The organism is Enterobacter asburiae (assembly GCF_001521715.1).
Lineage (GTDB): Bacteria > Pseudomonadota > Gammaproteobacteria > Enterobacterales > Enterobacteriaceae > Enterobacter > Enterobacter asburiae.
Window position 1 is genome coordinate 319,105 of the sequence record NZ_CP011863.1, and the last position, 20,873, is coordinate 339,977.

30 protein-coding genes and 3 pseudogenes are annotated in these 20,873 nt (G+C 51.5%); 24 read left to right on the forward strand and 9 right to left on the reverse strand.

Annotated features, from left to right (window positions below):
* Nucleotides 1–40: 40 nt before the first annotated feature.
* Nucleotides 41–469, reverse strand: a complete 429-nt coding sequence (gene uspG, locus ACJ69_RS01510; RefSeq protein ID WP_023310731.1) for a universal stress protein UspG — start codon at nt 467–469, stop codon at nt 41–43.
* A 180-nt stretch (nt 470–649) separates the two neighbouring features.
* On the opposite strand from uspG, the gene ACJ69_RS01515 reads away from it, so the two are divergent.
* On the forward strand, nt 650–1,888 hold the full coding sequence (locus ACJ69_RS01515) for a zinc-dependent alcohol dehydrogenase (protein ID WP_054830253.1): 1,239 nt from the start codon (nt 650–652) through the stop codon (nt 1,886–1,888).
* Nucleotides 1,889–1,896: 8 nt separating this feature from the next.
* On the opposite strand, the gene yldA is transcribed toward ACJ69_RS01515, so the two are convergent.
* Nucleotides 1,897–1,986: a small membrane protein YldA gene (gene yldA / locus ACJ69_RS25900; RefSeq protein ID WP_274518173.1), complete on the reverse strand. Its 90-nt coding sequence runs from the start codon at nt 1,984–1,986 to the stop codon at nt 1,897–1,899.
* A 139-nt stretch (nt 1,987–2,125) separates the two neighbouring features.
* On the reverse strand, nt 2,126–2,536 hold the full coding sequence (rnk, locus tag ACJ69_RS01520) for a nucleoside diphosphate kinase regulator (protein WP_023310734.1): 411 nt from the start codon (nt 2,534–2,536) through the stop codon (nt 2,126–2,128).
* A gap of 267 nt (nt 2,537–2,803) precedes the next feature.
* Here rnk and ACJ69_RS01525 point away from each other — a divergent pair, with 267 nt between their 5' ends.
* The gene (locus ACJ69_RS01525; protein ID WP_023310735.1) at nt 2,804–3,421 is read left to right on the forward strand and encodes a flavin reductase family protein; all 618 of its coding nucleotides are present in this window, start codon (nt 2,804–2,806) and stop codon (nt 3,419–3,421) included.
* Here the strand turns inward: ACJ69_RS01525 and rna are convergent.
* Both rna and dcuC read right to left on the reverse strand, forming a co-directional pair.
* Complete coding sequence (gene rna, locus ACJ69_RS01530) at nt 3,415–4,224, reverse strand: ribonuclease I (protein WP_054830252.1); 810 nt, start codon at nt 4,222–4,224, stop codon at nt 3,415–3,417. The two genes, ACJ69_RS01525 and rna, sit on opposite strands and share 7 nt — an antisense overlap.
* Before the next feature lie 94 nt (nt 4,225–4,318).
* Nucleotides 4,319–5,686, reverse strand: a complete 1,368-nt coding sequence (gene dcuC, locus ACJ69_RS01535) for an anaerobic C4-dicarboxylate transporter DcuC (RefSeq protein ID WP_023310737.1) — start codon at nt 5,684–5,686, stop codon at nt 4,319–4,321.
* A 394-nt stretch (nt 5,687–6,080) separates the two neighbouring features.
* On the opposite strand from dcuC, the pseudogene pagP (ACJ69_RS01540) reads away from it, so the two are divergent.
* The 4 genes and pseudogenes from pagP (ACJ69_RS01540) to cspE form a co-directional block, all read left to right on the forward strand.
* Nucleotides 6,081–6,443, forward strand: a pseudogene (pagP, locus tag ACJ69_RS01540) (lipid IV(A) palmitoyltransferase PagP); the annotation flags it as partial.
* Nucleotides 6,444–6,498: 55 nt separating this feature from the next.
* Nucleotides 6,499–7,196 (forward strand): IS1-like element IS1A family transposase gene (locus tag ACJ69_RS01545; protein ID WP_103215986.1). Its coding sequence is split into 2 segments (ribosomal slippage): nt 6,499–6,748 and nt 6,748–7,196, totalling 699 coding nucleotides; the frame shifts between segments, so codons are not numbered across the junction.
* A gap of 15 nt (nt 7,197–7,211) precedes the next feature.
* Nucleotides 7,212–7,475 (forward strand): annotated as a pseudogene (gene pagP, locus ACJ69_RS01550) (lipid IV(A) palmitoyltransferase PagP); the annotation flags it as partial.
* A 190-nt stretch (nt 7,476–7,665) separates the two neighbouring features.
* The gene (gene cspE / locus ACJ69_RS01555; protein WP_002439184.1) at nt 7,666–7,875 is read left to right on the forward strand and encodes a transcription antiterminator/RNA stability regulator CspE; all 210 of its coding nucleotides are present in this window, start codon (nt 7,666–7,668) and stop codon (nt 7,873–7,875) included.
* Nucleotides 7,876–8,094: 219 nt separating this feature from the next.
* Here the strand turns inward: cspE and crcB are convergent, their stop codons facing one another.
* The gene (gene crcB / locus ACJ69_RS01560; RefSeq protein WP_023310740.1) at nt 8,095–8,478 is read right to left on the reverse strand and encodes a fluoride efflux transporter CrcB; all 384 of its coding nucleotides are present in this window, start codon (nt 8,476–8,478) and stop codon (nt 8,095–8,097) included.
* Between the two features lie 67 nt (nt 8,479–8,545).
* Between crcB and ACJ69_RS01565 the strand changes: the two genes are divergently transcribed.
* Nucleotides 8,546–9,334 (forward strand): deaminated glutathione amidase, encoded by a 789-nt coding sequence (locus ACJ69_RS01565; RefSeq protein WP_054829981.1) that lies wholly within the window; start codon nt 8,546–8,548, stop codon nt 9,332–9,334.
* Nucleotides 9,335–9,459: 125 nt separating this feature from the next.
* Entirely contained in the window at nt 9,460–9,663 is a 204-nt protein-coding gene (gene tatE / locus ACJ69_RS01570) for a twin-arginine translocase subunit TatE (RefSeq protein WP_023310742.1), read from the forward strand.
* An 81-nt stretch (nt 9,664–9,744) separates the two neighbouring features.
* Here the strand turns inward: tatE and lipA are convergent, their stop codons facing one another.
* From lipA to ACJ69_RS01585, 3 genes and pseudogenes are all read right to left on the reverse strand, one after another.
* The gene (gene lipA, locus ACJ69_RS01575; protein ID WP_013097595.1) at nt 9,745–10,710 is read right to left on the reverse strand and encodes a lipoyl synthase; all 966 of its coding nucleotides are present in this window, start codon (nt 10,708–10,710) and stop codon (nt 9,745–9,747) included.
* A gap of 207 nt (nt 10,711–10,917) precedes the next feature.
* Nucleotides 10,918–11,181 (reverse strand): annotated as a pseudogene (locus tag ACJ69_RS01580) (YbeF family transcriptional regulator); the annotation flags it as partial.
* Nucleotides 11,182–11,379: 198 nt separating this feature from the next.
* Nucleotides 11,380–12,150 (reverse strand): XRE family transcriptional regulator, encoded by a 771-nt coding sequence (locus ACJ69_RS01585; protein WP_023311691.1) that lies wholly within the window; start codon nt 12,148–12,150, stop codon nt 11,380–11,382.
* Between the two features lie 134 nt (nt 12,151–12,284).
* Between ACJ69_RS01585 and ACJ69_RS23735 the strand changes: the two genes are divergently transcribed.
* From ACJ69_RS23735 to ACJ69_RS01655, 16 genes are all read left to right on the forward strand, one after another.
* Nucleotides 12,285–12,542, forward strand: a complete 258-nt coding sequence (locus ACJ69_RS23735; protein ID WP_023311692.1) for a helix-turn-helix domain-containing protein — start codon at nt 12,285–12,287, stop codon at nt 12,540–12,542.
* Nucleotides 12,542–14,587: a Mu transposase C-terminal domain-containing protein gene (locus tag ACJ69_RS01590; protein ID WP_054829982.1), complete on the forward strand. Its 2,046-nt coding sequence runs from the start codon at nt 12,542–12,544 to the stop codon at nt 14,585–14,587. The genes ACJ69_RS23735 and ACJ69_RS01590 overlap by 1 nt, the downstream gene beginning before the upstream one ends.
* Before the next feature lie 11 nt (nt 14,588–14,598).
* On the forward strand, nt 14,599–15,492 hold the full coding sequence (locus ACJ69_RS01595; protein WP_023311926.1) for an AAA family ATPase: 894 nt from the start codon (nt 14,599–14,601) through the stop codon (nt 15,490–15,492).
* 10 nt (nt 15,493–15,502) lie between these two features.
* Nucleotides 15,503–15,793, forward strand: a complete 291-nt coding sequence (locus tag ACJ69_RS01600; RefSeq protein WP_049111779.1) for a hypothetical protein — start codon at nt 15,503–15,505, stop codon at nt 15,791–15,793.
* Between the two features lie 12 nt (nt 15,794–15,805).
* On the forward strand, nt 15,806–16,012 hold the full coding sequence (locus ACJ69_RS01605) for a hypothetical protein (RefSeq protein ID WP_048703759.1): 207 nt from the start codon (nt 15,806–15,808) through the stop codon (nt 16,010–16,012).
* Nucleotides 16,002–16,646, forward strand: coding sequence for a DUF3164 family protein (locus ACJ69_RS01610; protein WP_049111782.1), 645 nt, complete (start codon nt 16,002–16,004; stop codon nt 16,644–16,646). The genes ACJ69_RS01605 and ACJ69_RS01610 overlap by 11 nt, the downstream gene beginning before the upstream one ends.
* 1 nt (nt 16,647) lies before the next feature.
* The gene (locus ACJ69_RS01615) at nt 16,648–16,881 is read left to right on the forward strand and encodes an ANR family transcriptional regulator (protein WP_054829983.1); all 234 of its coding nucleotides are present in this window, start codon (nt 16,648–16,650) and stop codon (nt 16,879–16,881) included.
* Nucleotides 16,871–17,062 (forward strand): hypothetical protein, encoded by a 192-nt coding sequence (locus tag ACJ69_RS01620; RefSeq protein ID WP_032663812.1) that lies wholly within the window; start codon nt 16,871–16,873, stop codon nt 17,060–17,062. The genes ACJ69_RS01615 and ACJ69_RS01620 overlap by 11 nt, the downstream gene beginning before the upstream one ends.
* 80 nt (nt 17,063–17,142) lie before the next feature.
* Nucleotides 17,143–17,862, forward strand: a complete 720-nt coding sequence (locus tag ACJ69_RS01625; RefSeq protein ID WP_054829984.1) for a DUF2786 domain-containing protein — start codon at nt 17,143–17,145, stop codon at nt 17,860–17,862.
* Nucleotides 17,859–18,320 carry a hypothetical protein gene (locus tag ACJ69_RS01630; RefSeq protein WP_024262653.1) on the forward strand — a complete coding sequence of 154 codons (462 nt, stop codon included), beginning with the start codon at nt 17,859–17,861 and terminating at the stop codon, nt 18,318–18,320. Before ACJ69_RS01625 ends, ACJ69_RS01630 begins: the two co-directional genes overlap by 4 nt.
* The gene (locus ACJ69_RS25880; RefSeq protein ID WP_255248709.1) at nt 18,317–18,451 is read left to right on the forward strand and encodes a hypothetical protein; all 135 of its coding nucleotides are present in this window, start codon (nt 18,317–18,319) and stop codon (nt 18,449–18,451) included. The genes ACJ69_RS01630 and ACJ69_RS25880 overlap by 4 nt, the downstream gene beginning before the upstream one ends.
* The gene (locus ACJ69_RS01635) at nt 18,448–18,813 is read left to right on the forward strand and encodes a DUF4406 domain-containing protein (RefSeq protein WP_054829986.1); all 366 of its coding nucleotides are present in this window, start codon (nt 18,448–18,450) and stop codon (nt 18,811–18,813) included. Before ACJ69_RS25880 ends, ACJ69_RS01635 begins: the two co-directional genes overlap by 4 nt.
* A 385-nt stretch (nt 18,814–19,198) precedes the next feature.
* Entirely contained in the window at nt 19,199–19,414 is a 216-nt protein-coding gene (locus tag ACJ69_RS23740; RefSeq protein WP_071886540.1) for a hypothetical protein, read from the forward strand.
* Between the two features lie 61 nt (nt 19,415–19,475).
* Entirely contained in the window at nt 19,476–19,952 is a 477-nt protein-coding gene (locus ACJ69_RS23745) for a gp16 family protein (protein ID WP_065944692.1), read from the forward strand.
* Complete coding sequence (locus ACJ69_RS01650; RefSeq protein ID WP_059347798.1) at nt 19,897–20,331, forward strand: Mor transcription activator family protein; 435 nt, start codon at nt 19,897–19,899, stop codon at nt 20,329–20,331. The genes ACJ69_RS23745 and ACJ69_RS01650 overlap by 56 nt, the downstream gene beginning before the upstream one ends.
* Before the next feature lie 13 nt (nt 20,332–20,344).
* Complete coding sequence (locus tag ACJ69_RS01655) at nt 20,345–20,845, forward strand: hypothetical protein (RefSeq protein WP_059346328.1); 501 nt, start codon at nt 20,345–20,347, stop codon at nt 20,843–20,845.
* The last annotated feature ends 28 nt before the right edge of the window (nt 20,846–20,873 follow it).

The following is a 20,873-nucleotide window of genomic DNA, read 5'->3' on the forward strand; positions in this document are numbered from 1 at the left end:
CCTGCAATAGCGAGAGGCCACCGAAAGGTGGCCTCTTTTTTTATCTTACGACCATCACCGGTATGTGGGTGTGGCGGATCACGCTGGAGGCGTTAGAGCCCAGCAGATGCGTGGTAATGGAAGGGTTGCGCGAACCGATGACCACCACGTCTGCTTTCAGCTCGTTCGCCAGTTCGTTTACCGCATCGCGTACGCTGCCGAATCTGACGTGCGTTTTGATCCGTGAAGGGTCGATGCTGAAGTGGCTGACCATGGTTTGCAGGCGAGTTTCCGCTTCATGCTGCAAATGCTCCTCGAAGCGACGCACGTCGGCGGCAAAGCGGTGCAGGCTCAGGCTGGCGGAGCCCGGCAGTACGTGCAAAAGATGGATGACACCGTCCTGCTGCGCCAGGAACTCCGCATGGCGTACGGCCTTGTCGCTCAGCTCCATCTCAAAAACATCAACCGGCATAATAATTCTCTGATACATACCCGTTTCTCCTTGTTTATAAACGCTGAACTCATTTAACCATAAAATATTAGTGGTTTCTGTAAGCGCCCCGTCAGTTTTCTTATCTCGCCAGGATAAATCTCAAAAGGCCCATATTCCGGGGCAGCCCTTGAGGGGTAGCTACCCTTATACACTTACCTGGAACCTTTCGGAGGTCGCATGAAAGCACTTACGTATCACGGTCCGCACCATGTTCGCGTCGAGAATGTCCCCGATCCCATTATCGAACAGCCCGACGATATCATTCTGCGCGTCACGGCCACGGCGATCTGCGGCTCCGATTTGCATCTCTATCGCGGAAAGATCCCGAAGGTGCAGCACGGCGACATTTTTGGCCATGAATTTATGGGGGAAATCGTCGAGTGCGGCGCAGAGGTGAAGAATTTGCAAAAAGGCGATCGCGTGGTGATCCCCTTTGTCATTGCCTGCGGAGACTGTTTCTTCTGCCGTATGCAGCAATACGCGGCCTGTGAGAATACCAATGCCGGTCAGGGCGCCGCGCTGAACAAAAAGCAAATTCCCGCGCCGGCCGCGCTCTTTGGCTACAGCCATCTCTACGGCGGCGTGCCGGGGGGACAAGCAGAATATGTCCGCGTGCCAAAAGGCAACGTCGGGCCGTTTAAGGTCCCGCAACTCCTCTCCGATGATAAGGCGCTGTTCCTTTCCGATATTTTGCCCACGGCCTGGCAGGCGGCAAAAAATGCGCAGATTGAAAAAGGCTCAAGCGTTGCGGTTTTCGGCGCCGGGCCGGTGGGGCTACTGACTATTGCCTGCGCGCGGCTGTTAGGGGCTGAGCAGATCTTTGTTATCGATCACCACCCGTACCGTTTGCGATTTGCCGAGGCGCGTTACGGCGCAATCCCCATCAACTTTGATGATGATAACGACGCAGCGGAAAAAATCATCGAGCAAACCGCTGGCCAGCGCGGCGTTGACGCCGTGATTGATGCGGTAGGGTTTGAAGCGAAAGGCAGCACCACCGAAACGATCCTCAGCAATCTTAAAATTGAAGGTAGCAGCGGCAAAGCGCTGCGGCAGTGCATTGCTGCCGTTCGACGCGGTGGCGTGGTTAGCGTACCCGGCGTGTACGCCGGGTTTATTCATGGCTTCCTGTTTGGCGATGCCTTTGATAAGGGGCTGACGTTTAAGATGGGCCAGACGCACGTCCATGCCTGGCTGGGCGAGCTGCTACCGCTGATCGAAAAGGGGCTGCTTACGCCGGAAGAGATCGTGACCCATTATCTTCCCCTTGCTGATGCGGAACGCGCCTATAAGGTATTCGAAAAACGGGAGGAGGAGTGCCGGAAGGTGATTCTGGTCCCTGGTGCAGAAACGCCCGAGGCCGCAGAGCAGAAAGTTAAGGGCCTGGTGAATGCTTTCCCCGGTGGGGTTGCATAAATACTCGCCTAGCTGTGGCGTTCAAGATAAAGCACGGCCATGACGATAATCGCCGCAATAATCAGAAAAATAAGTGTGATAGCCAGTATCTCACTCATGACCGTCCCCACGGCACCAAAACAGATTAAGCGTGGATTAAGGGCTTTTTGCGCGATATAAGAAAATGGGGTGAATTTACGGAAAGAGGATGCGGCTGCATCCTCTGTGCAAAGCGGGTGGGCGCTTGTTCAGAAGTGGTTAACGCAGGTAATCGCCCGCGGCTTCTGGCTGGTAGAGCAACGCCAGCACTTCAAGATGGGCAGAGGCGCCGCCCGGCAATTCCCAGTGGATGGTATCGCCCGTGCGCAGGCCCAGCAGTGCGGCACCTACAGGCGCAAGAACAGAAAGCTGGGCGCTGCTGTCGGTCATCTGAGCCGGATAAACCAGCGTGCGGGTCAGCTCTTCACCGGTGGTGAGGTTGCGGAATTTTACCTGGCTGTTCATGGTGACCACGTCATGCGGCATCGTCTCAGGCGTGCACATCTGCGCCCGGTCGAGCTCCTCATTCAGGGCGTCGGCCACGGGAAGTGAGGCAAACTCTGCTTTTTCCAGCAGCCTGTCGATACGTTCTGCGTCGAGCTCGTTGATGATAATTGTAGGTCTGGACATTTTTACTCCATGTCGTTAATGCTGCGCGTAACGCAGAAACCAATCCAAAAGAAAACCCTCGCCGTCTGGCAGCGAGGGTTTAACTCTCCCGATGATACTGGCTGAGCGCGCAAGTTTGAAGTGATGAAGGTCACATTCATGGTCCATATGAATTTTCGCTGAAATTTATTCAGTCTTCATTCCGGGCAGAATACGTTACGCTGAGTGTCCTGAACCCGGGCGTTGCGCGAAGCGCAATTCGCGTCAGCCCACCAACGAGAGAGAATTATGTATTTCTACCAACCGTCTCAGGGTCACGGCCTGCCGCACGATCCGCTGAACGCCATTATTGGTCCACGTCCGATCGGCTGGATCTCCTCATGCGATAAGGCCGGTCAGCTCAACCTCGCACCGTATAGCTTCTTTAACTGCTTTAACTATCGCCCGCCGATCATCGGCTTTTCCAGCAACGGCTGGAAGGACAGCGTGCGTAATATTACCGAAACAAAGGAATTTGTCTGGAACCTGGCGACGCGCGATCTCGCGCAGGCGATGAACCAAACCTCAGCAATGCTTCCCCACGACCGGGATGAATTTAGCTTTGCCGGGCTAACGCCAGCGGCGAGCCAACTGGTCAATGCGCCCCGCGTCGCCGAAAGCCCGGTGAACTTTGAGTGCCGCCTGTCGCAGTGCATTCAGCTTACCGGTGCCGACGGCACGCCGGTCGATACGTGGCTGGTGCTGGGGGAGGTGGTCGGTATCCATATTGCCGAAACGCTGCTGGAAGAGGGGATATACCAGACGGCTAAAGCGCAGCCCATCCTGCGTGCGGGTGGGCCGACGGCGTATTATGGCATCAGTGATGAAAACCGGTTTGATATGGTGCGCCCGGGCGCGGATCAGTAACCGGCTTTATCAATCACGAACTGTTTTCCGCAGTTACCCGGATGTGGCTGCGGTGCAAATGACGCCGATGAAAGCGGGTTGTTAATGGTGTCCGCCTTAAGCGAAATCTGCATCTCGGTCAGATACGCCGGATTGCCGTTGCAGGTCAGCTTGATCGCTTTGATGTTCTCCTTGCCCCAGCTTTTGGCAACGGCACTGTCAAAGTCGCTGCGATTGACGGTTTTCCCGTAGTTATCGGCGAGGAATTTACCGACCGCGCTGTTTTTAACTTCCTGATTCATCCGCACCATCGTGCCGAAATAGGCATCTGGATCGAAACCAAAGCAGACGCCATGTTTGGCATATTCGTAACGTTCCAGGCAGGAATTACCGCCCGCACCCGGCATGACGTCGTTGAGCTTAGCGGCAGCGGAAAGCGAGAGTCCGGTTTCGGCGGCATCGCATTTGCGGCTGGCCTTCACTTCCGGCATGTTCGGAATGGGGCGGGTGGCGCAGCCAAAACGCATCCATCGACGTTCATCCACGCCGCGTGCGGCAATAGATTTTGGCAGGCCAGGCCATAGACCGTGGACGGTCAGAAAATCGGCTTTATTATCGCGCTCTTTTTGCAGGCGACATTCGTCAGGTTCATTGCGGTTACGCTCGACCATGCTCTGGCAAAACCCGGTTTGCCAGGACAGAGCCAGCACATAGCGATCGAAATCGCCATACTGTGTTGCCTTCAGCGGTTCCGCCTGTGCGGAGAAGAGACAGAGAGAAAGCGCCATTGCGCCAGACGGGATGACGATATCCTTCCTGAACATATGATTTCCTGATCGAATGAGCACGATTTATTTCTGGAAGTTATTAAAGCACAAAAAGCGCCCGGAGGCGCTTTTTGGATATCCATAATTTAGCTTAGGCCGCGCCGGGTACCAGCACTTCCGTGGCGATAATCACGATAATCAGGCCAACTATAACGGGCACTGAAGTGCGTTTGACGACTTCGAATGGCGAGATTTTCGCCATCCCGGCAACGGCGACAACCACACCCGATACCGGCGAAATGGTACGGCCGAGGTTTGACGCCTGCAGCATGGGAATGGAAAGGTAGGCCGGGTTAATACCGGAGGAGTGAGCCAGTTTCGGGATCATCTCAACGAAAGCGTAGAAAGGCGCATTACCGGAACCGGTGGTCATCGCCGCAAGCATGGTGAGCACCACCAGGACCAGCATCAGGATAATACTGGCCGAGCCGAATGAGGTGGCGATAGAAATCAGGCTCTGGATAAAGCCGATCGTGCTCAGACCCTGGGCAAAAACGCCCGCGGCAACCAGCAGGATCACCACGCCAGCGAAGGCATCCGCCATACCGCGATACGCAACTTCCAGACCCGAGAAGACTTTTTGCGTGTTAAAACCGCGCACAAACTCCAGCACGGCGGCCAGCAGCATACAGATGACCAGAATGGTGATGATGTGCAGCTGTGGACCCCATTTGCCGTCAAAAATCAGCACTCCGACGATCGGGGTGAACGGCAGAATGGCATAGAACGCAGGAGCGGTCGTGGTGATTTCACTCACGTCCATCATTTCATGGCTGATGTTTTCTTTCTTATCGAGATAGCGCTGCCAGAAGAAATGCGCGATCCCCATGCCCACGATGGCAACAATCGAGATCGGTAACGTGGTTTTAAAGGCGAAGTCGATGAGAGACATCTCCGCCGCCTTTGCCGCCAGCACAACGTCACCGGAGGTCGGGGAGAGAATAATCGCTGCCGGAGACGCGCAAATTGCCGCGGCCGCGCCACGGCTGATGCCGACATTCACCATGACCGGGAACAGCGTCGCCATGAGCAGTACGCCAAGTCCGGTAGCTGACGAAACGGCCAGCGACATGAGGCAGGCGAGGAAATAGGCCGCGACCATCAGCAGGTACGGCGAGTTGATGTATTGCAGGGGTTTGGAGGCAAGCTTAACGACCATGTCGTTGGCGCCGATGTGGGTCATGTAGGCTGCAAAACCGCACAGCATCATGATCATCATACCCAGGTCACCGCCGCGGCTCATGAGCAATATTTTAATGTATTCAACGATATCTGTAGCAGTGTAACCGGTGCTGGTCGCGCTGGCAGGTAACACCTGGTGCCCCATTATTGCGCTGATAATCAGCAGCGTTAAACCGCCGACAAATAATACGCCCGTGGCCGAGTAGCCTTTAATGATGTAGCGTGCGACGCCGACAATGACGACGACTCCAATAAGGAGTTCGAATAACGTAAGCATGATTTCCCCTGTATCTCTGCTGCTATGGAGCACAAAAAATCAATAAAAAAAAGAAGGATGAAAATGTGCCGAATAATTGGCCTGTTCTTGCTGATTAAAATCAATAAACAGACGACTAGAGAACTGAAAAACCGTGTTTTTGCCATGGCCCATACATTTATGTCATGCGGCCCTTGACCGTCAGAAATAGCGCAACACTTCCCTTTAATGATAACAAATTGTTAATGTTTTGTGTTGTTTTGCATGTCACTGATTAACAAGGCTTAATGGAAAAAGTCACACCCCTTGTGGGCTTATTTGCACGTATCTCTCACTTTCTTTAAGAATATTCCCGGAAAAAGCCCGAATAATTAGGAATAACGCCGATGCCGTTAAGCCTTGATTCAACTATTTTATGGTAAACTTTGCCTCGAATACTAAGAATGGTAATTGCATTGTGATCGTACGTAATACATTTTTCTCTATTTTGTTGTTTATTTTTGGGCAGTTAACGTTTTCTTCTGTTGCACAGGCAGAAGGCAACGCGGCGGATAAAGGCTGGTTCTCCACCTTTACGGATAATGTTTCCCAGACCTGGACGGCACCTGAACATTACGATCTCTATGTTCCGGCAATAACGTGGCATGCGCGTTTTGCTTATGACAAAGAGAAAACCGATAAATACAACGAGCGTCCGTGGGGCGCGGGTTTTGGCCAGTCGCGCTGGGATGAAAAGGGAAACTGGCATGGCATCTATCTGATGGCCTTCAAAGACTCGGGTGATGCTGCCAACTTACTGATTTAGTGTATGATGGTGTTTTTGAGGTGCTCCAGTGGCTTCTGTTTCTATCAGCTGTCCCTCCTGTTCAGCTACTGACGGGGTGGTGCGTAACGGTAAAAGTACTGCCGGACATCAGCGCTATCTCTGCTCTCACTGCCGTAAAACATGGCAGTTACAGTTCACATACACCGCCTCTCAACCCGGTACGCACCAGAAAATCATTGATATGGCCATGAATGGCGTTGGATGCCGGGCAACCGCCCGCATTATGGGCGTTGGCCTCAACACGATTTTACGTCACTTAAAAAACTCAGGCCGCAGTCGGTAACCTCGCGCATACAGCCGGGCAGTGACGTCATCGTCTGCGCGGAAATGGACGAACAGTGGGGCTACGTCGGGGCTAAATCGCGCCAGCGCTGGCTGTTTTACGCGTATGACAGGCTCCGGAAGACGGTTGTTGCGCACGTATTCGGTGAACGCACTATGGCGACGCTGGGGCGTCTTATGAGCCTGCTGTCACCCTTTGACGTGGTGATATGGATGACGGATGGCTGGCCGCTGTATGAATCCCGCCTGAAGGGAAAGCTGCACGTAATCAGCAAGCGATATACGCAGCGAATTGAGCGGCATAACCTGAATCTGAGGCAGCACCTGGCACGGCTGGGACGGAAGTCGCTGTCGTTCTCAAAATCGGTGGAGCTGCATGATAAAGTCATCGGGCATTATCTGAACATAAAACACTATCAATAATTTGGAGTCATTACCAAAGACTCGTTTAATAAATGGGAGCCGATTGGGGGGTATGGTTGGGAGAAAACCTGGCGTCCGCTATCGGACGAGAACTTCCACGTCGGTTTGGGCTATACCGCCGGGGTCACTGCACGTGACAACTGGAACTACATTCCGATCCCGGTCCTGCTGCCTTTAGCCTCAATTGGCTATGGTCCCGCAACGTTCCAGATGACCTACATCCCGGGTACGTACAACAACGGTAACGTTTACTTCGCCTGGATGCGTTTTCAGTTTTAACTGACAAAACGTTACATGCTGGTGATAAAACTCGCAGGTGTTGATTCATAAGCGATAAAAATCTGTCAGTGAAAATTAACGCGACTTTAGTCACTTTTTATCAAAGATCCGCTGGACAAAAGGTCCCACAATTGATGTACTGATAACCGACATAGCATTTGTGTCGTTTTTTAATGTAAAGGTAATTTTGATGTCTAAGATTAAAGGTAACGTTAAGTGGTTTAATGAGTCCAAAGGATTCGGTTTCATTACTCCTGAAGATGGCAGCAAAGACGTGTTCGTACACTTCTCTGCAATCCAGTCTAATGGTTTCAAAACTCTGGCTGAAGGTCAGCGTGTAGAGTTCGAAATCACTAACGGTGCCAAAGGCCCTTCTGCTGCTAACGTAATCGCTCTGTAATTCAGACGCGTCAGCAAGAATTTCAAAACCCGCTCACTGAGCGGGTTTTTTTCGTTTTGAATCAGCCAAGCAGATACATTTTCAGGAAGCTGGCTACGATCAGCACGCTCAACAACACCATTCCTGCGCTCATCAGACTCTGTTTCATTCTGTCACCCTCGTTCAGTACTGCATCCAGAGTGACAGAGAAAAATTAAGCCAACATTAACGGTTCGGCTGTTAATGCGCGCTTGCGGAAGAAAATAGCCAAAATGCGATCCCCGTCATCGCAAACGAGCCGAACATATTGATCGCCATATTCATCAGCGCCCAGCCGATACGGCCTTCCTGAAAGAGAAATACCGTTTCCGCAGAAAAGGTTGAGAAGGTGGTTAATCCACCGCAGAATCCGGTGGTAATCAATACCTTCCACATTGGGTCGATGTGCGTCATTCGGTTAAACCAGGCCAGCCCCATGCCGATGATAAAGGCGCCAATCAGGTTTGCGGCAAGTGTCCCCATAGGAATCGCCTGATGCAGGGGGTTAAACCGCATACTCAGAAACCATCGCGCAACGCTACCCGTTCCCCCACCAATAAAAACGGCTAAAAGTAGTTGTAACACGCTAAATACCTGCTATTTGATGTGTAAGAGTAGCGAGTTTAACGCCGTTTATGATGAGGGGACAAATATGTATGTAGCGGTAGGGCAATTTGTGGTCACGCCTGACTGGCGTGAAAATGCGCTCACGTGCGTCGAACTGATGATGCAGGCCCGGCAGAAAGGCGCGTCGCTGCTGGTTCTCCCCGAGGCGCTGCTGGCCAGGGATGATAATGACCCGGATTTATCCGTGAAGTCCGCGCAGCCGCTGGACGGCGAATTTTTGCAGCTGCTGCTTGCCCAGAGCGCGGGCAATACGATGACGACGATTTTAACGATCCATATACCCTCAACGCCGGGTCGGGCAGTCAATACGCTGGTGGCGATTCGTAACGGGACCATCGTCGCACGCTACGCCAAGCTTCATCTCTATGATGCGTTCAGCATTCAGGAGTCGCGTCGCGTTGACCCCGGAGACGGTATCCCCCCGCTGCTGGAGATTGACGGATTTAAGATCGGGCTGATGACGTGCTATGACCTGCGTTTCCCCGAGCTGGCGCTGCATCTGGCGCTACAGGGGGCGGACGTACTGGTGCTGCCTGCCGCGTGGGTCAGAGGGCCGTTAAAAGAGCACCACTGGGCAACGCTACTTGCGGCGCGCGCGCTGGATACAACCTGCTATGTCGTTGCCGCAGGGGAATGTGGCACGAAAAACATCGGGCAAAGCAGGGTGGTTGATCCGCTGGGGGTGACGATCGCCGCCGCCGCTGAAGCCCCGCATTTGCTGGTGGCGGAGATAAACTTAGAGAGAATTGCGCTTGCGCGTCAGCAATTACCCGTTCTTCGCAATCGTCGGTTTGCGCCACCGCAATTATTGTGATGTTTTTTTCAACAATGCTTGATTCACCTTGTTACAGATTGCTATTGTGTGCACGCGCTAAATGACCGTTAATACAGTCAGGTTTTGGCGCTGAATGCAGCCTGTTTTAAGTAAAGAAGGTATCTATGGGTGAGATTAGTATTACCAAACTGCTGGTGGTTGCCGCACTGGTCGTCCTGCTGTTTGGTACCAAGAAGTTACGCACGCTGGGTGGTGACCTGGGGGCTGCCATCAAAGGCTTTAAGAAAGCGATGAACGATGATGATGCAGCGGCGAAGAAAAGCGCCGAGGATGACGTCCCGGCAGACAAGCTTTCTCACAAAGAGTGACAGCAACGCCTGAGGGCTTGCGAAAAAAAACCGGCTCAAGAGGCCGGTTTTTTTGTATTACTGTAAATGAATATTACAGCATTATTTAACTTCTTCGCCTTTAGCCTGCATATCGGCATGGTATGAGGAGCGAACGAATGGGCCGCAGGCAGCATGGGTAAAGCCCATCGCCATCGCTTCGGCTTTCATTTCATCGAATTCGTCCGGGCTCACGTAGCGCTGTACCGGCAGGTGGTGGCGGCTTGGCTGCAGATATTGTCCCAGGGTCAACATGGTCACACCGTGGCGGCGAAGATCGCGCATCACCTCGATGATTTCATCATTGGTTTCACCCAGGCCCACCATCAGACCAGACTTGGTCGGAATATGCGGATGCGCTTCTTTGAAACGCTCCAGCAGTTTCAGGGACCAGTTATAGTCAGCGCCAGGACGGACCTGACGGTAAAGACGCGGCACGTTCTCCAGGTTGTGGTTAAACACATCTGGCGGCGTTGCGGTCAGGATATCCAGCGCGCGGTCCATACGGCCGCGGAAGTCAGGGACCAGCGTCTCGATTTTAATGTTAGGGCTTTTCTCGCGAATGGCCGTAATGCAGTCGGCGAAGTGCTGAGCACCGCCGTCACGCAGGTCGTCACGGTCAACTGACGTGATAACCACATAACGCAGCGCCATGTCGGCGATGGTCTGCGCCAGTTTCTGGGGTTCGTTAGCATCAGGCGCGACTGGACGGCCATGAGCAACATCGCAGAACGGGCAGCGGCGGGTGCAGATAGCACCCAGAATCATAAACGTCGCGGTACCGTGATTGAAACATTCAGCAAGGTTCGGGCAAGAGGCTTCTTCACAGACGGAGTGAAGGCCATTCTTGCGCATCGCCGCTTTGATCCCCTGGATACGCGAAGAGTCGGCCGGAAGTTTGATTTTCATCCATTCCGGTTTTCTTAACAGCGCCTCGCGCTCTGTAGCCACGTTTTTAACCGGGATAAGGGCCATTTTATCGGCATCGCGGTATTTAACACCGCGTTCCATCACAATGGGTTTACTCATAGCGTGCGTGTTCCAGTTGCGAATATCGAAGGAAAGCGTTTCAATTCAAGGGAATGTCGTATTTATCAACTATTTTTGAACGAACGACAGGCAGTATATCATTGAAACGGTCGTTAAAGCAGCCTGCCAGATCGCCAATTTGTAAAATAGTTGTTGTTTTGTGCCTTTTGCCCTGCGGGTTGCAGGGACTTGTGCTGGCTAAACCTGTCAGAAGGCCTGACGGATAATGCGGATGACGTTTTCCAGGACCGGATCGCGCAAACTCAGCTTGTTGTAATGCAGTGAAATCTCGATAGATTCCGCATTAAGCTGACTGAGCGGGATGCTTTCCAGCGGCCAGCATTTTTGTAGCAGGCTGTACAGGCGTGATGGCATAACGCACAGCATGTCGCTGCTGCCGATCAGGGATGCGGTGGTAAACATATTGTAACTGCTGAAGCTGATCTGACGTTCCGGGAAAATTTCATCAATGTGTGGGGAGGTGATCGTTTCTGCATGGTGGTTATGTGGGGGAAGAAAGGCGCTGAGGTCATGAATGACGGGGGTTGCGAGGCGCGGTGAGGATTCCGCACAGCTCGACAGAAAATGATAGATTATGAGAAATAATGCGCTAACTTTTGCACTGGTTTGAGAGCAATGAGATCGGTATTAAACATGTTTTAAAAACTGTTAAATGACCCGCCCATACCAGACCACTTTGCCAACAATACAAAAATCCGATGGGACATTGTTAAGGTCAATGTTGAACGGCTTGTAAACCGGGTTTGTGCTCGTAACAATGAGTTGTGCTCCTGGCAAGCGCTGCACTCGTTTTACGATTAATTGTCCATCGAGTCGCAATACATAGATTCCCTCTCTAGGTTCCCGATCACCATGATTTACAAGGATGATATCTTTGTCGTTCAGGACGCCTTCCATCGAGTCGCCTTGCACGCTGATAACAGACAGCTGTTTGGGATCAGCCTTTAAATGATTAACCACCCAATAACGTCTAAATGATACCGTGAACATAGGCGTTTCATCATCATTCCAAGCACCGTAGCCCGCAGACGCAGTCACGTTATAGCGCGGCACAAAAATGAACTCTTCTAAATCAACTTCATTTCCATGCACATCATTTATGGCTGTACTTGGTGGAGTTGCTGGCCTTGAAATTAAATTGGTACCAGTACTGCTCTGCTCACCCGTAGCAAGCCATTCGATACTCACTCCAGCTGTACGGGCCAGCACAACTAAGTTGTCCAGTGTCGGTTGTGTGTGGCCAGCAAAGTACTTATGCATCGCCCCATAACTAATTCCGCAATCAGCCGCAAATTGACGGATGCTCTTGCCGTCTATCGCTTTCCGCAACCTGTCGCTAAAAGTGGTTCCTTTTTGATTATCACTTAAAGGAACTTTTGGGCCGTTTTCGTTCTGCGGATCCTTTTCTGTATAACTCATTGATTCCTCCAGTGTTAGATGCATGTTCGCGATAGTTGTCATTTGAGTCACAAAAGGAACCAATAAAAGCTTGTAATTTTCCTTTTAGTGATCAACACTACTATTACAGTGTGTAAGACAGATGAGTTATTACTATGTATAAACGAGTAGAATCTCAGAAAACATCAACAAATGGAATCACTTCTTGTGATTGGCATCGTGCTGACATCATTGCCGAGTTACGTAAGAAAGGGACCACCCTGGCTGGTTTATCCCGTAACGCTGGTTTAAATGCCCGCACTCTCAATAACGCTTTAGACCGTAAATACCCTAAGGGTGAGCGCATTATTGCTTCCGCAATAGGCGTTGAACCGTCGGTTATCTGGCCTTCAAGATATTGTGAGGTGCTGTGATGTGGTCGACGGTATCTGAGTTAGCTGGATGTGCTGGTGTACCAGCAACAGAGAGAGGTTGTCGGAAATTTTTGGACAATCTTGCATCCAAGAATCCATCAATGAGAAGAAAACGCACTGGTACAAAAGCGTTTGAATACCACATTGATTCGTTACCGATTGTGACTCAGGAAGAATTAAAGAACCGTTATTACAAAGAAATATTATCAACTCAACAGGTAAGTACAAAAGAAACCAAAACCAGTTCGAATATAGGTTCATCTGATAACGGTAAACTTGCTCTGATTCGCCAGTGCCCGGCTCTTCTTGAGCGTGAAGTGGGCTCTCTGACTGATAAACAGAAAGAGATCGCCGATGCTCGTGCTGTTCTGGCAATGGAAGTGGAGAAACTGCGCGATGCCGGGATGTCCCGTACCGCAGCGGTTAACTACATCTCTATCGAGTCTCGTAAAGGTACACTGCCTGCACATCTGCTTAAGGCTGCTGAGATGGCCAATGCCCGCAAAGGCTCCAGCCGTGCCGGTGTTGGTACCCGTAGCCTCCAGGAATGGCTGACCATTTTTGAATCCACAAAGCCAGGCGTTGAGCGTATGGCCATGCTGGCCCCTGGCCATCTTAAAGCGAAGAAGCCTGAGCAGATTACCTGGCTCCCGGCGTTCCTTGCTCACTGGCGTAACCGCAAAGGCCCAAGCCTGCGCGAGGCATACCGGGATTTCCAGGAGGAATGGTCTGTTATCTATGCTGACCAGCCTGCAATGGCTGCTGCATGTCCCTCTTATGATGCCGTTCGTCGGGCCATGGAGAAGCTGCCACGTCGCGAGAAAGCTCGTGGCCGCGTAAGTGGCTCTGCTGCGCTGGCTTATGAATGCTTCCAGAAGCGTGACTGGTCCCTTATGCCGGTTAATGGCTGCTGGATTGCGGATGGTAAATCTCTTGAGATGAAAGTGGCACACCCTGACCATGGTCGCCCGTTCACTCCTGAGCTGACGTTAATTATTGATGGCCGGACACGCTTTATTACGGGCTGGAGCCTGGCACTTTCAGAAAGCGTTATTGCTGTTGCTGATGCCTACCGTTACGCCATGCGTCATTTCGGAAAACCGTTATTTGTGTATTCCGATAACGGCGGCGGTGAAACAAACAAAACGCTTGATGCCGATGTGACGGGTATTTTCAGCCGCCTTGGTATTGAGCACCCGACCAGTATTCCGGGACGTCCTCAGTCTCGCGGCATCATCGAACGGCTTAACAAGGGTGTTCCCCGCCGTGTGGCCATGCAGTTCGATACGTTCAGCGGCGACAGTGCTGATCGGGAGCATGCCCGCATCACGTCGCGTGCAATCCAGTCAGCCATCAAGGCGCAGGAGAACGGACGGGAGCTGACACCTGTACAGCGTAATGCCCTGGGTAAATTGCCCTCCTGGCAGCAGCTGCTTGACGCAATCGCCAGCGAAGTTGACGCATACAACAACACGCATGAACACCGCGAACTTCCAAAACGTAACGGGCGTCACATGACTCCGGCTGCCTATCGTCGGGCCGTTCTTGAAGCTGAAGGTGACGATATTGAATATCTGACTGATGTTGAGCTGCGTGAAGCCTTTATGCCGGAGATGGTGCGTACCGCTCAGCGTGGCTGGTTGCGTCTGTTTAACAACGACTACTTCTCTGAAGAATTGATCCAGGTGGATAGCGAAGAGGTTCGCGTGGCTTTCGATATTCACGATCCCTCTTCCGTTATCGTTCGCCGGATGGATGGTACCTACGTCTGTACTGCGATCTGGAACGGTAATAAACGTGCAGCAATACCGGTGAGCGCAATGGATGTGGCAGTTGAGAAACGCCGCCAGCGCCGCCTCAACCGTATTGAAGACAAACGCCAGGAAATTGAGGCAGAGGGCCGCTCTGTATTACCGGGCCAGCGCTTCGACGATCTGGGGAGCTTTATCCCGGCTGAATTCAGCCGGATTACGGAAGAAGAACATTATTTCTTCCTCGAAACCGACCGTGAAGAATATCTGAAAAAAACCGGTAATACCCGGTAAGTGAGAGACATATGAGCCTACAAACAGAACTGAATGAACTTATGTCCCGCAAGGGTTACAGCCAGACACAGGTGGCCCGCGCTTTTGGTAAAAGCCCGGCAGTGGTTAATCAGTACCTGCAGGGAAAATATCAGGGTGATGTGGACAGCATCGACGAGCTGGCTCGCAGCTTCATTGCCCGCGAAGCCGACAAGGAAAAATCGCGTCGCATCACGCCGCGCTATATCCCCACAGTGACCTCCCGCAAGGGGATCGAGGTCATTCGCCTGGCGCACCTGGATGGTGAGATTAACGTTCTCTATGGCGCTGCTGGCCTGGGTAAAACCATGATTTTGCGTGAATACGCGTCCAGGCATCGTGATGCGCTGCTGATAGAGGCCGACCCCGGCTATACCGCCCGTGTTGTGCTCGAAGAGCTGTGTGGGCTGCTTGGCCTCAGCAAACGCGGCAACATGCATGAACTCAGCGAAGCCTGCATTGCTGCCCTGCGTGATTCAGGTCGCCTCCTGATGGTCGATGAGGCTGAGAACCTTCCATACCGTGCGCTGGAAACACTGCGCCGCATCCACGACAAAGCCGGTATCGGTGTCGTTCTGGCCGGGATGCCTCGCCTCATTATCAACCTTAAAGGCAAGCGCGGTGAGTATCAGCAGCTTTTCAGCCGCGTGGGTCTGGCGCTCAACATCGGCGAATCCCTGCCGCAGGCCGATATCAGCGATATCGCGATCAGTATGCTGCCGGATGCTGAGAACCCTGACGTATCTGAGGCGCTATTCCGGGCGAGCAACGGAAACGCCAGACGTCTTTTCAAACTGGTGCGCGGTGTCAGCCGTCACAGCGATATCAGTGGCCATGCAGTCAGCGCAGGCGCTGTCCGCAAGTTCGCAGAAATGCTCATTAACTGAGGATTTAACCATGACCAGAACATCAGGAAACACCGACAACGCAGGCGTTATCTCTGCGTTGATCCGGGCAGAAACGCTGATTTTATTTCTGTCAGCACAGGGAGTTCAGGTGAAAAGTGTATCCCTGCGCAACACACAGCCGGTCATTCGTATCGTGCGCCATGCATGGTGCGAGCGGATGAAAAAAGAGGGTCTGGCTCGGTTTGATATCACAGGCAATGACCGCCACGTGCGCTTTCGCCAGGGCGTTTATCAGGATGAAAGTGGATGTCGGGTGGTCTGGTCTGAATCACTTCATTAAGCAGAGGGATATATGGCAAAGATTGTTATTGAAATAAAAGACAAATCTCGCGGTTTTGAAGTCGGTTGCAGGGTTATCCCTGATGACGGCGACAGCGATATCGTCAGCAAAGTGGCTGACAAAGTGGGTAAAGGTCTGGCTGGTCATGTGCTGGCAAAGGTTAACGAAGCAGTTAAGAAAGTAGCGCGTCAATTTAAGGAGAGTAAAAATGTCCACTGAAAACAAGCAATTCACTGAAAAAACAGCGCCAGAGGGTTACTGGATTGACGCCAAGGGCGTACTGACCCCTGTCAGTCTGATTAAAGATACCGACCAGATGCGTGACGATCTGGTGCGTAGCATCGTCGAAAAAGCGACAGCCCTGAGTGCTGCACTGGCAGAGTTCAAGCTTAGCGGCTTTTCCGATATCGGAGCCTTCGTTGATATCTCCGCCAGTCAGTACGGCGTCAACCTGGGCGGTAAAAAAGGTAACGTCACGCTCTACAGCTATGATGGCCGCTATAAGGTTCAGCGTGCCATGCAGGACCGTATCGCATTTGACGAGCGCCTGCAGGCTGCTAAATCGCTGATTGATGAATGTCTGGCAGACTGGACCGAGAATGCCCGCCCGGAGATTCGCGCCATCATCACCCGTGCATTCCAGACGGAAAAAGAAGGTGAAGTGAATACCGGCGCTGTACTTGCCCTGCGCCGCCTCGATATTACAGACGTTCGCTGGGTCAAGGCGATGGAGGCTATCGGCGAGGCCGTTCAGGTTGTCGGAAGCCGCTCTTATATCCGTGTTTATGAGCGCGTTGGTGAAAGCGATCAGTATCGCGCAATTCCTCTCGATATCGCTGGCGTGGGGGTGTGAGATGGCCATTCTGTTTGATCGTGCTAAAGCGGGCAAGCCTTGCAGCCCATTCATGTCGTATGCAACCAGCGCTGTCATTGCCGAACAGAACGGCGAGTTTCAGCGGGCGGCGGATTCATGGAAGCTGGCATTCAGTCTGGCAAAACTGGAGGTGAACTCAATTTATGCGGCTTCGCGTATGGAATTCTGCCGCCACGCTGCGCATCGCGGATGGGGAGTACCGTATGAAAGCTAAAGAATTCAATGCCCTTTACCCTAAAGGCAGTTCATTTATCTATCAGCCAGCCACAGGTTTACGCGGTGGCCGTGTAGTCAGAACGGTAGATGTGGCAAATGACCTTTATAAGGTCACGGTCGTGGAAATAAATCAGGAGCCATATTTCGCGAATATTAAATCGCTGAAACCCGTGAACTGATTTTAACCGTAATTTAAATCACTTTTAAAAATGGCGTAAACCCGCAGGGGCTGGCTTACGCCAAATTCAGGAGTTGAACAATGGAAAATAAAGAGAAATATATCCAGAGAATTAAAAAACTGCTCGCGATGGCGCGTAATAACTCCAGCGTCGAAGAAGCAGCACTTGCCCTCCGCCGCGCTCAGTGTCTGATGGAAACCCACAAGCTGACTGAGGCTGATGCTGATTTGATGGATATCAATGAAGCTTCTACCCAGAAGGCCCCCTCTCATGCTGAGAAGATGCCGGAATATATGGCAATACTGGCAGAGATGGTCGCCCGCGTTTTTGGCGTGAAGTTTTACACCAGCCATGGCACTGAGCAGTGGGGCAAGCCAGCAAAACGCACCATACACTATTACGGCCCCGACGAACGCCCTCAGATAGCGGCATATTCATTCGAAGTCCTGGGTAAGCAACTGGCGAAAGCCCGCCGAGATTACCTCTCCACATTACGCAAGAACATCAAACAGGCCACAAAAGTTGCCCGCGCCGATACCTTCTGCTCCGCCTGGGTCAACGGTGCTTATGCCGTTGTCAGTGATTTCGCCGTCACGGAGGCGGAGACAACTCTGATGGAGTGCTACCGCAGCAGGAAATTAAGTGAAGGAATGAAAAAGCTGGAGCCGCGTAAACCCGGCAAAGCCAGGGGAACGGATAAGGCGGAAAACGAGGGGTATCTGGCTGGCCGCAATGCGCAGCTGCATCACGCGGTAAGCAGTTCAGCTAATAAATGCGAACAGATCGGAGTAACAAAATGAAAACCTCGCCTCAACTGGAAACATCACCAGTCAGAGAACTGGTGCGAGCTGGCCACGAACTCGCAGCAGCAATGGATGCTGATACCCCCTTAATCGAGATCGCAAAGCTGGTCAGCCGACTGGCTACAGAGCTTGATGTCCAGCTCGCTCGGGCAAACGCGCTGGTTAAACCATTGCCGTATGGTGGAGGGCGTGCAATCGCCATCAAGCACCCCAAACGCCTTTATGAGTGGCACGGAGCAACCGTTGTTCTTAAGCGAGAAACAGCAAATGGCTGGGCTAAATTGCCCGCTGGCACGGAGGGAACAATCAAAACGTTGAAAGGTTCTAGACGGGGCCTGGAGTTTGTTAGTAACCCGTGTCGGTGCTGTGGCGTGCAGGTCAGTATCAACGGTATGCGCCCGGAGCATTTCGAACTGCTGGAATTGGTGAAAGGCAATACAGGAGAAGACAAGTGAAATATCTGTTTTATGCCATTGCATTAGTGCTGGCCATCTATTTCATGGCGACTGGCGATGATATTCGATCTGATATCTACACTGCCGCTGTATTCGTAATGTCTTACGTAGAGCTGAGGAAGGCAGCATGAGCGAACTACCGCGTAAACCTGTCGTTTTCATAGCAGGGCCGATGACCGGTTATCACAACTTTAACCGTGATGAATTCAACGCTGAGGCTCGCATCCTGGAAGAACGCGGCTTTACCGTTCTCAATCCGGCCATTCTTCCTGACGGCTTGCAGCATGAGCAGTACCTGCAAATTACATTGTCCATGCTTGAGCAGGCTGATGGTGTTTTCCTCCTGAACGGGTGGGAAAAGAGTACCGGCGCTACCAGAGAGTTTGATCGCGCCTGTGAGCTGGGCCTGCTGTTCCTTTACCAGAGCTGGGAAAGTGTGTCGATTGCGATCCACCGTAAGCTTCACCCATTAGCGGAGGTGAGTTATGCATAGCGTAACGGGCTGCCAGTTTCAGGATAACGGAAACCGCCGAGTCTGGTTCTTCCGCGATAACAGCCAGGTTGTTGAGTTGTTGTCGGTACCTCTTAAGCTGCGATTCAACTATTACGATGCGAGTAACCGCAACGTTCGTAACAAGGGGACTCAGGCTGATATGAGAAAGGCGATTGAGTCTTTCAAGAAACTTAGGGGTATTCAGTGATGGATATAGCTTTGGTCCTCATATTTCTGGCGATGTATTTAACTCTTGGCTGGTGTTGGGCATGCATCCTGGTCCGATTAGTGGGATTAGCTAATTTATCCTGCCAGAATTGCTGGTTTGCCTTTCTCTTATGGCCTTTGAGTATTATCGCGACCGATGCGAACCTGGAGGAAAACGATGAGACATCTCCTGAGAAATCTGACAGCAAAGACCTTTAACCAGCGCTTCCCTATTGGCTCACAGTTCCATTATTACCTGACGCCAGGTGTATCGGAGCGGGAAACTGTAATAACCCGCTCAGCAGCCTGGCATATGCGCAATGGTCGTCTGGTTGTCAGGGTCGAAGGGAAAATCGGTGGCATATCAGTCAGCAAAATGGAACCTTTAAAGTAAGTCATTACAGCAGGCACTTCACAAAGTGCCTGCGATAATGGCAACCAACAGGAGAAATATTATGTCCACGCCAGCAAAACGAGGCCTTATCGGGGCTATTAAAGCGGGTCAGGCATATTTAGGATGGGATGATGTTACTTACCGCAGCGTGTTATCTCGCTTATGCAACGGTAAAACATCATCCACTAAATGCACCCTCGACGAACTTCAGGCAGTCAGGGAATATATGCATGATAAAGGCTTTCCTCGCTACTCTGCAAAGCACGGTCGACGTCCAAAGGTTGCCAATACGCGCGAGTCAATTCTTGCTAAAATTCATGCATTACTTGCAGATGCAAAACGTCCGTGGAATTATGCCGAGAAAATGTGCGATCATATGTTCCACGTCAAATACATCGAGTGGTTGACGACAGAACAGTTAACCAAACTCATGCAGGCTCTCAGCATTGATGCGAGTCGGCGAAAAAAGCGGGAGCGTAATAATGAATCTGGAACAGGTAACGGAGCTGCTGCCATCAGCAGTGATACAAATAGCTGACCTGATAGGCTTCCCGGCGACCGAGCAGCTTCTTTCTGCTTTTGGTGGCACCACGTTCCCGATAGGTAAAGGCCTCCGCGCTATGGGGGCCAGCCGCGCAGCCCTCCTGCGCGATACTATCGGCGATGATAAAACCCAATTACTCATCAAGAATTTTGGCGGAGAAGTTCTCTATTTACCCCGCTGTGATCGTGCCCTTCGCGAATTACGTAACCGTCGCTTTCTTGCTGAGTTCGCCGAAGCGCGTGAGCAGGGTTCCTCCTCTCTTATGGCCATGACCTTTCTTTGCCCTAAGTATGGATTCAGCGATCGTTTTGGATGGCAGTTACTAAGCCAGCACAGACAAAACACATCAATCAATCAACAAGAACTTTTTTAAAAAGGTAATATACATGGAGTTTTTAATTGCTTTAATTATATTCGGTGCTTCTGTTGCTGTTTACAAAGATGCTATCACCAATAACATTGCAAGACCTGCCCGTTGGGGGATTGGTTCAGCATTCATATTCTTCATTGTCATTCCATTGTATCTATTTAAAAGAAAAAAATTAATCGGAAGTGCATTATCAGAGTCGGATGATGCCAGTAGTGTTCAAGGAGGAAAAAATGTTAGCCCTTTATCAGTTTATGTCCTGATGTTCATTTTCGCATTTATTGCCCCAGTGATTAATTTTTACAAAGGTGATTTACCTGGCTGTGATTCATCCGATGTCCATTCTGTTCTTACCGAGTTGCTGAATGGAGAAAAATTCTCTGAACCTGCGCAAATGAGTTATGACCGGGTTAATGCGGTCAGACATTGTAACTTGACGGTTTCTGATAGAGTGTTTTCATATACAGTGAAATGGTACAGTGAAGAAAAAGATCAGTTTGTTGTACAGTTTGACAACTAATTCCACTGAACCCCTTCACCTGATTATT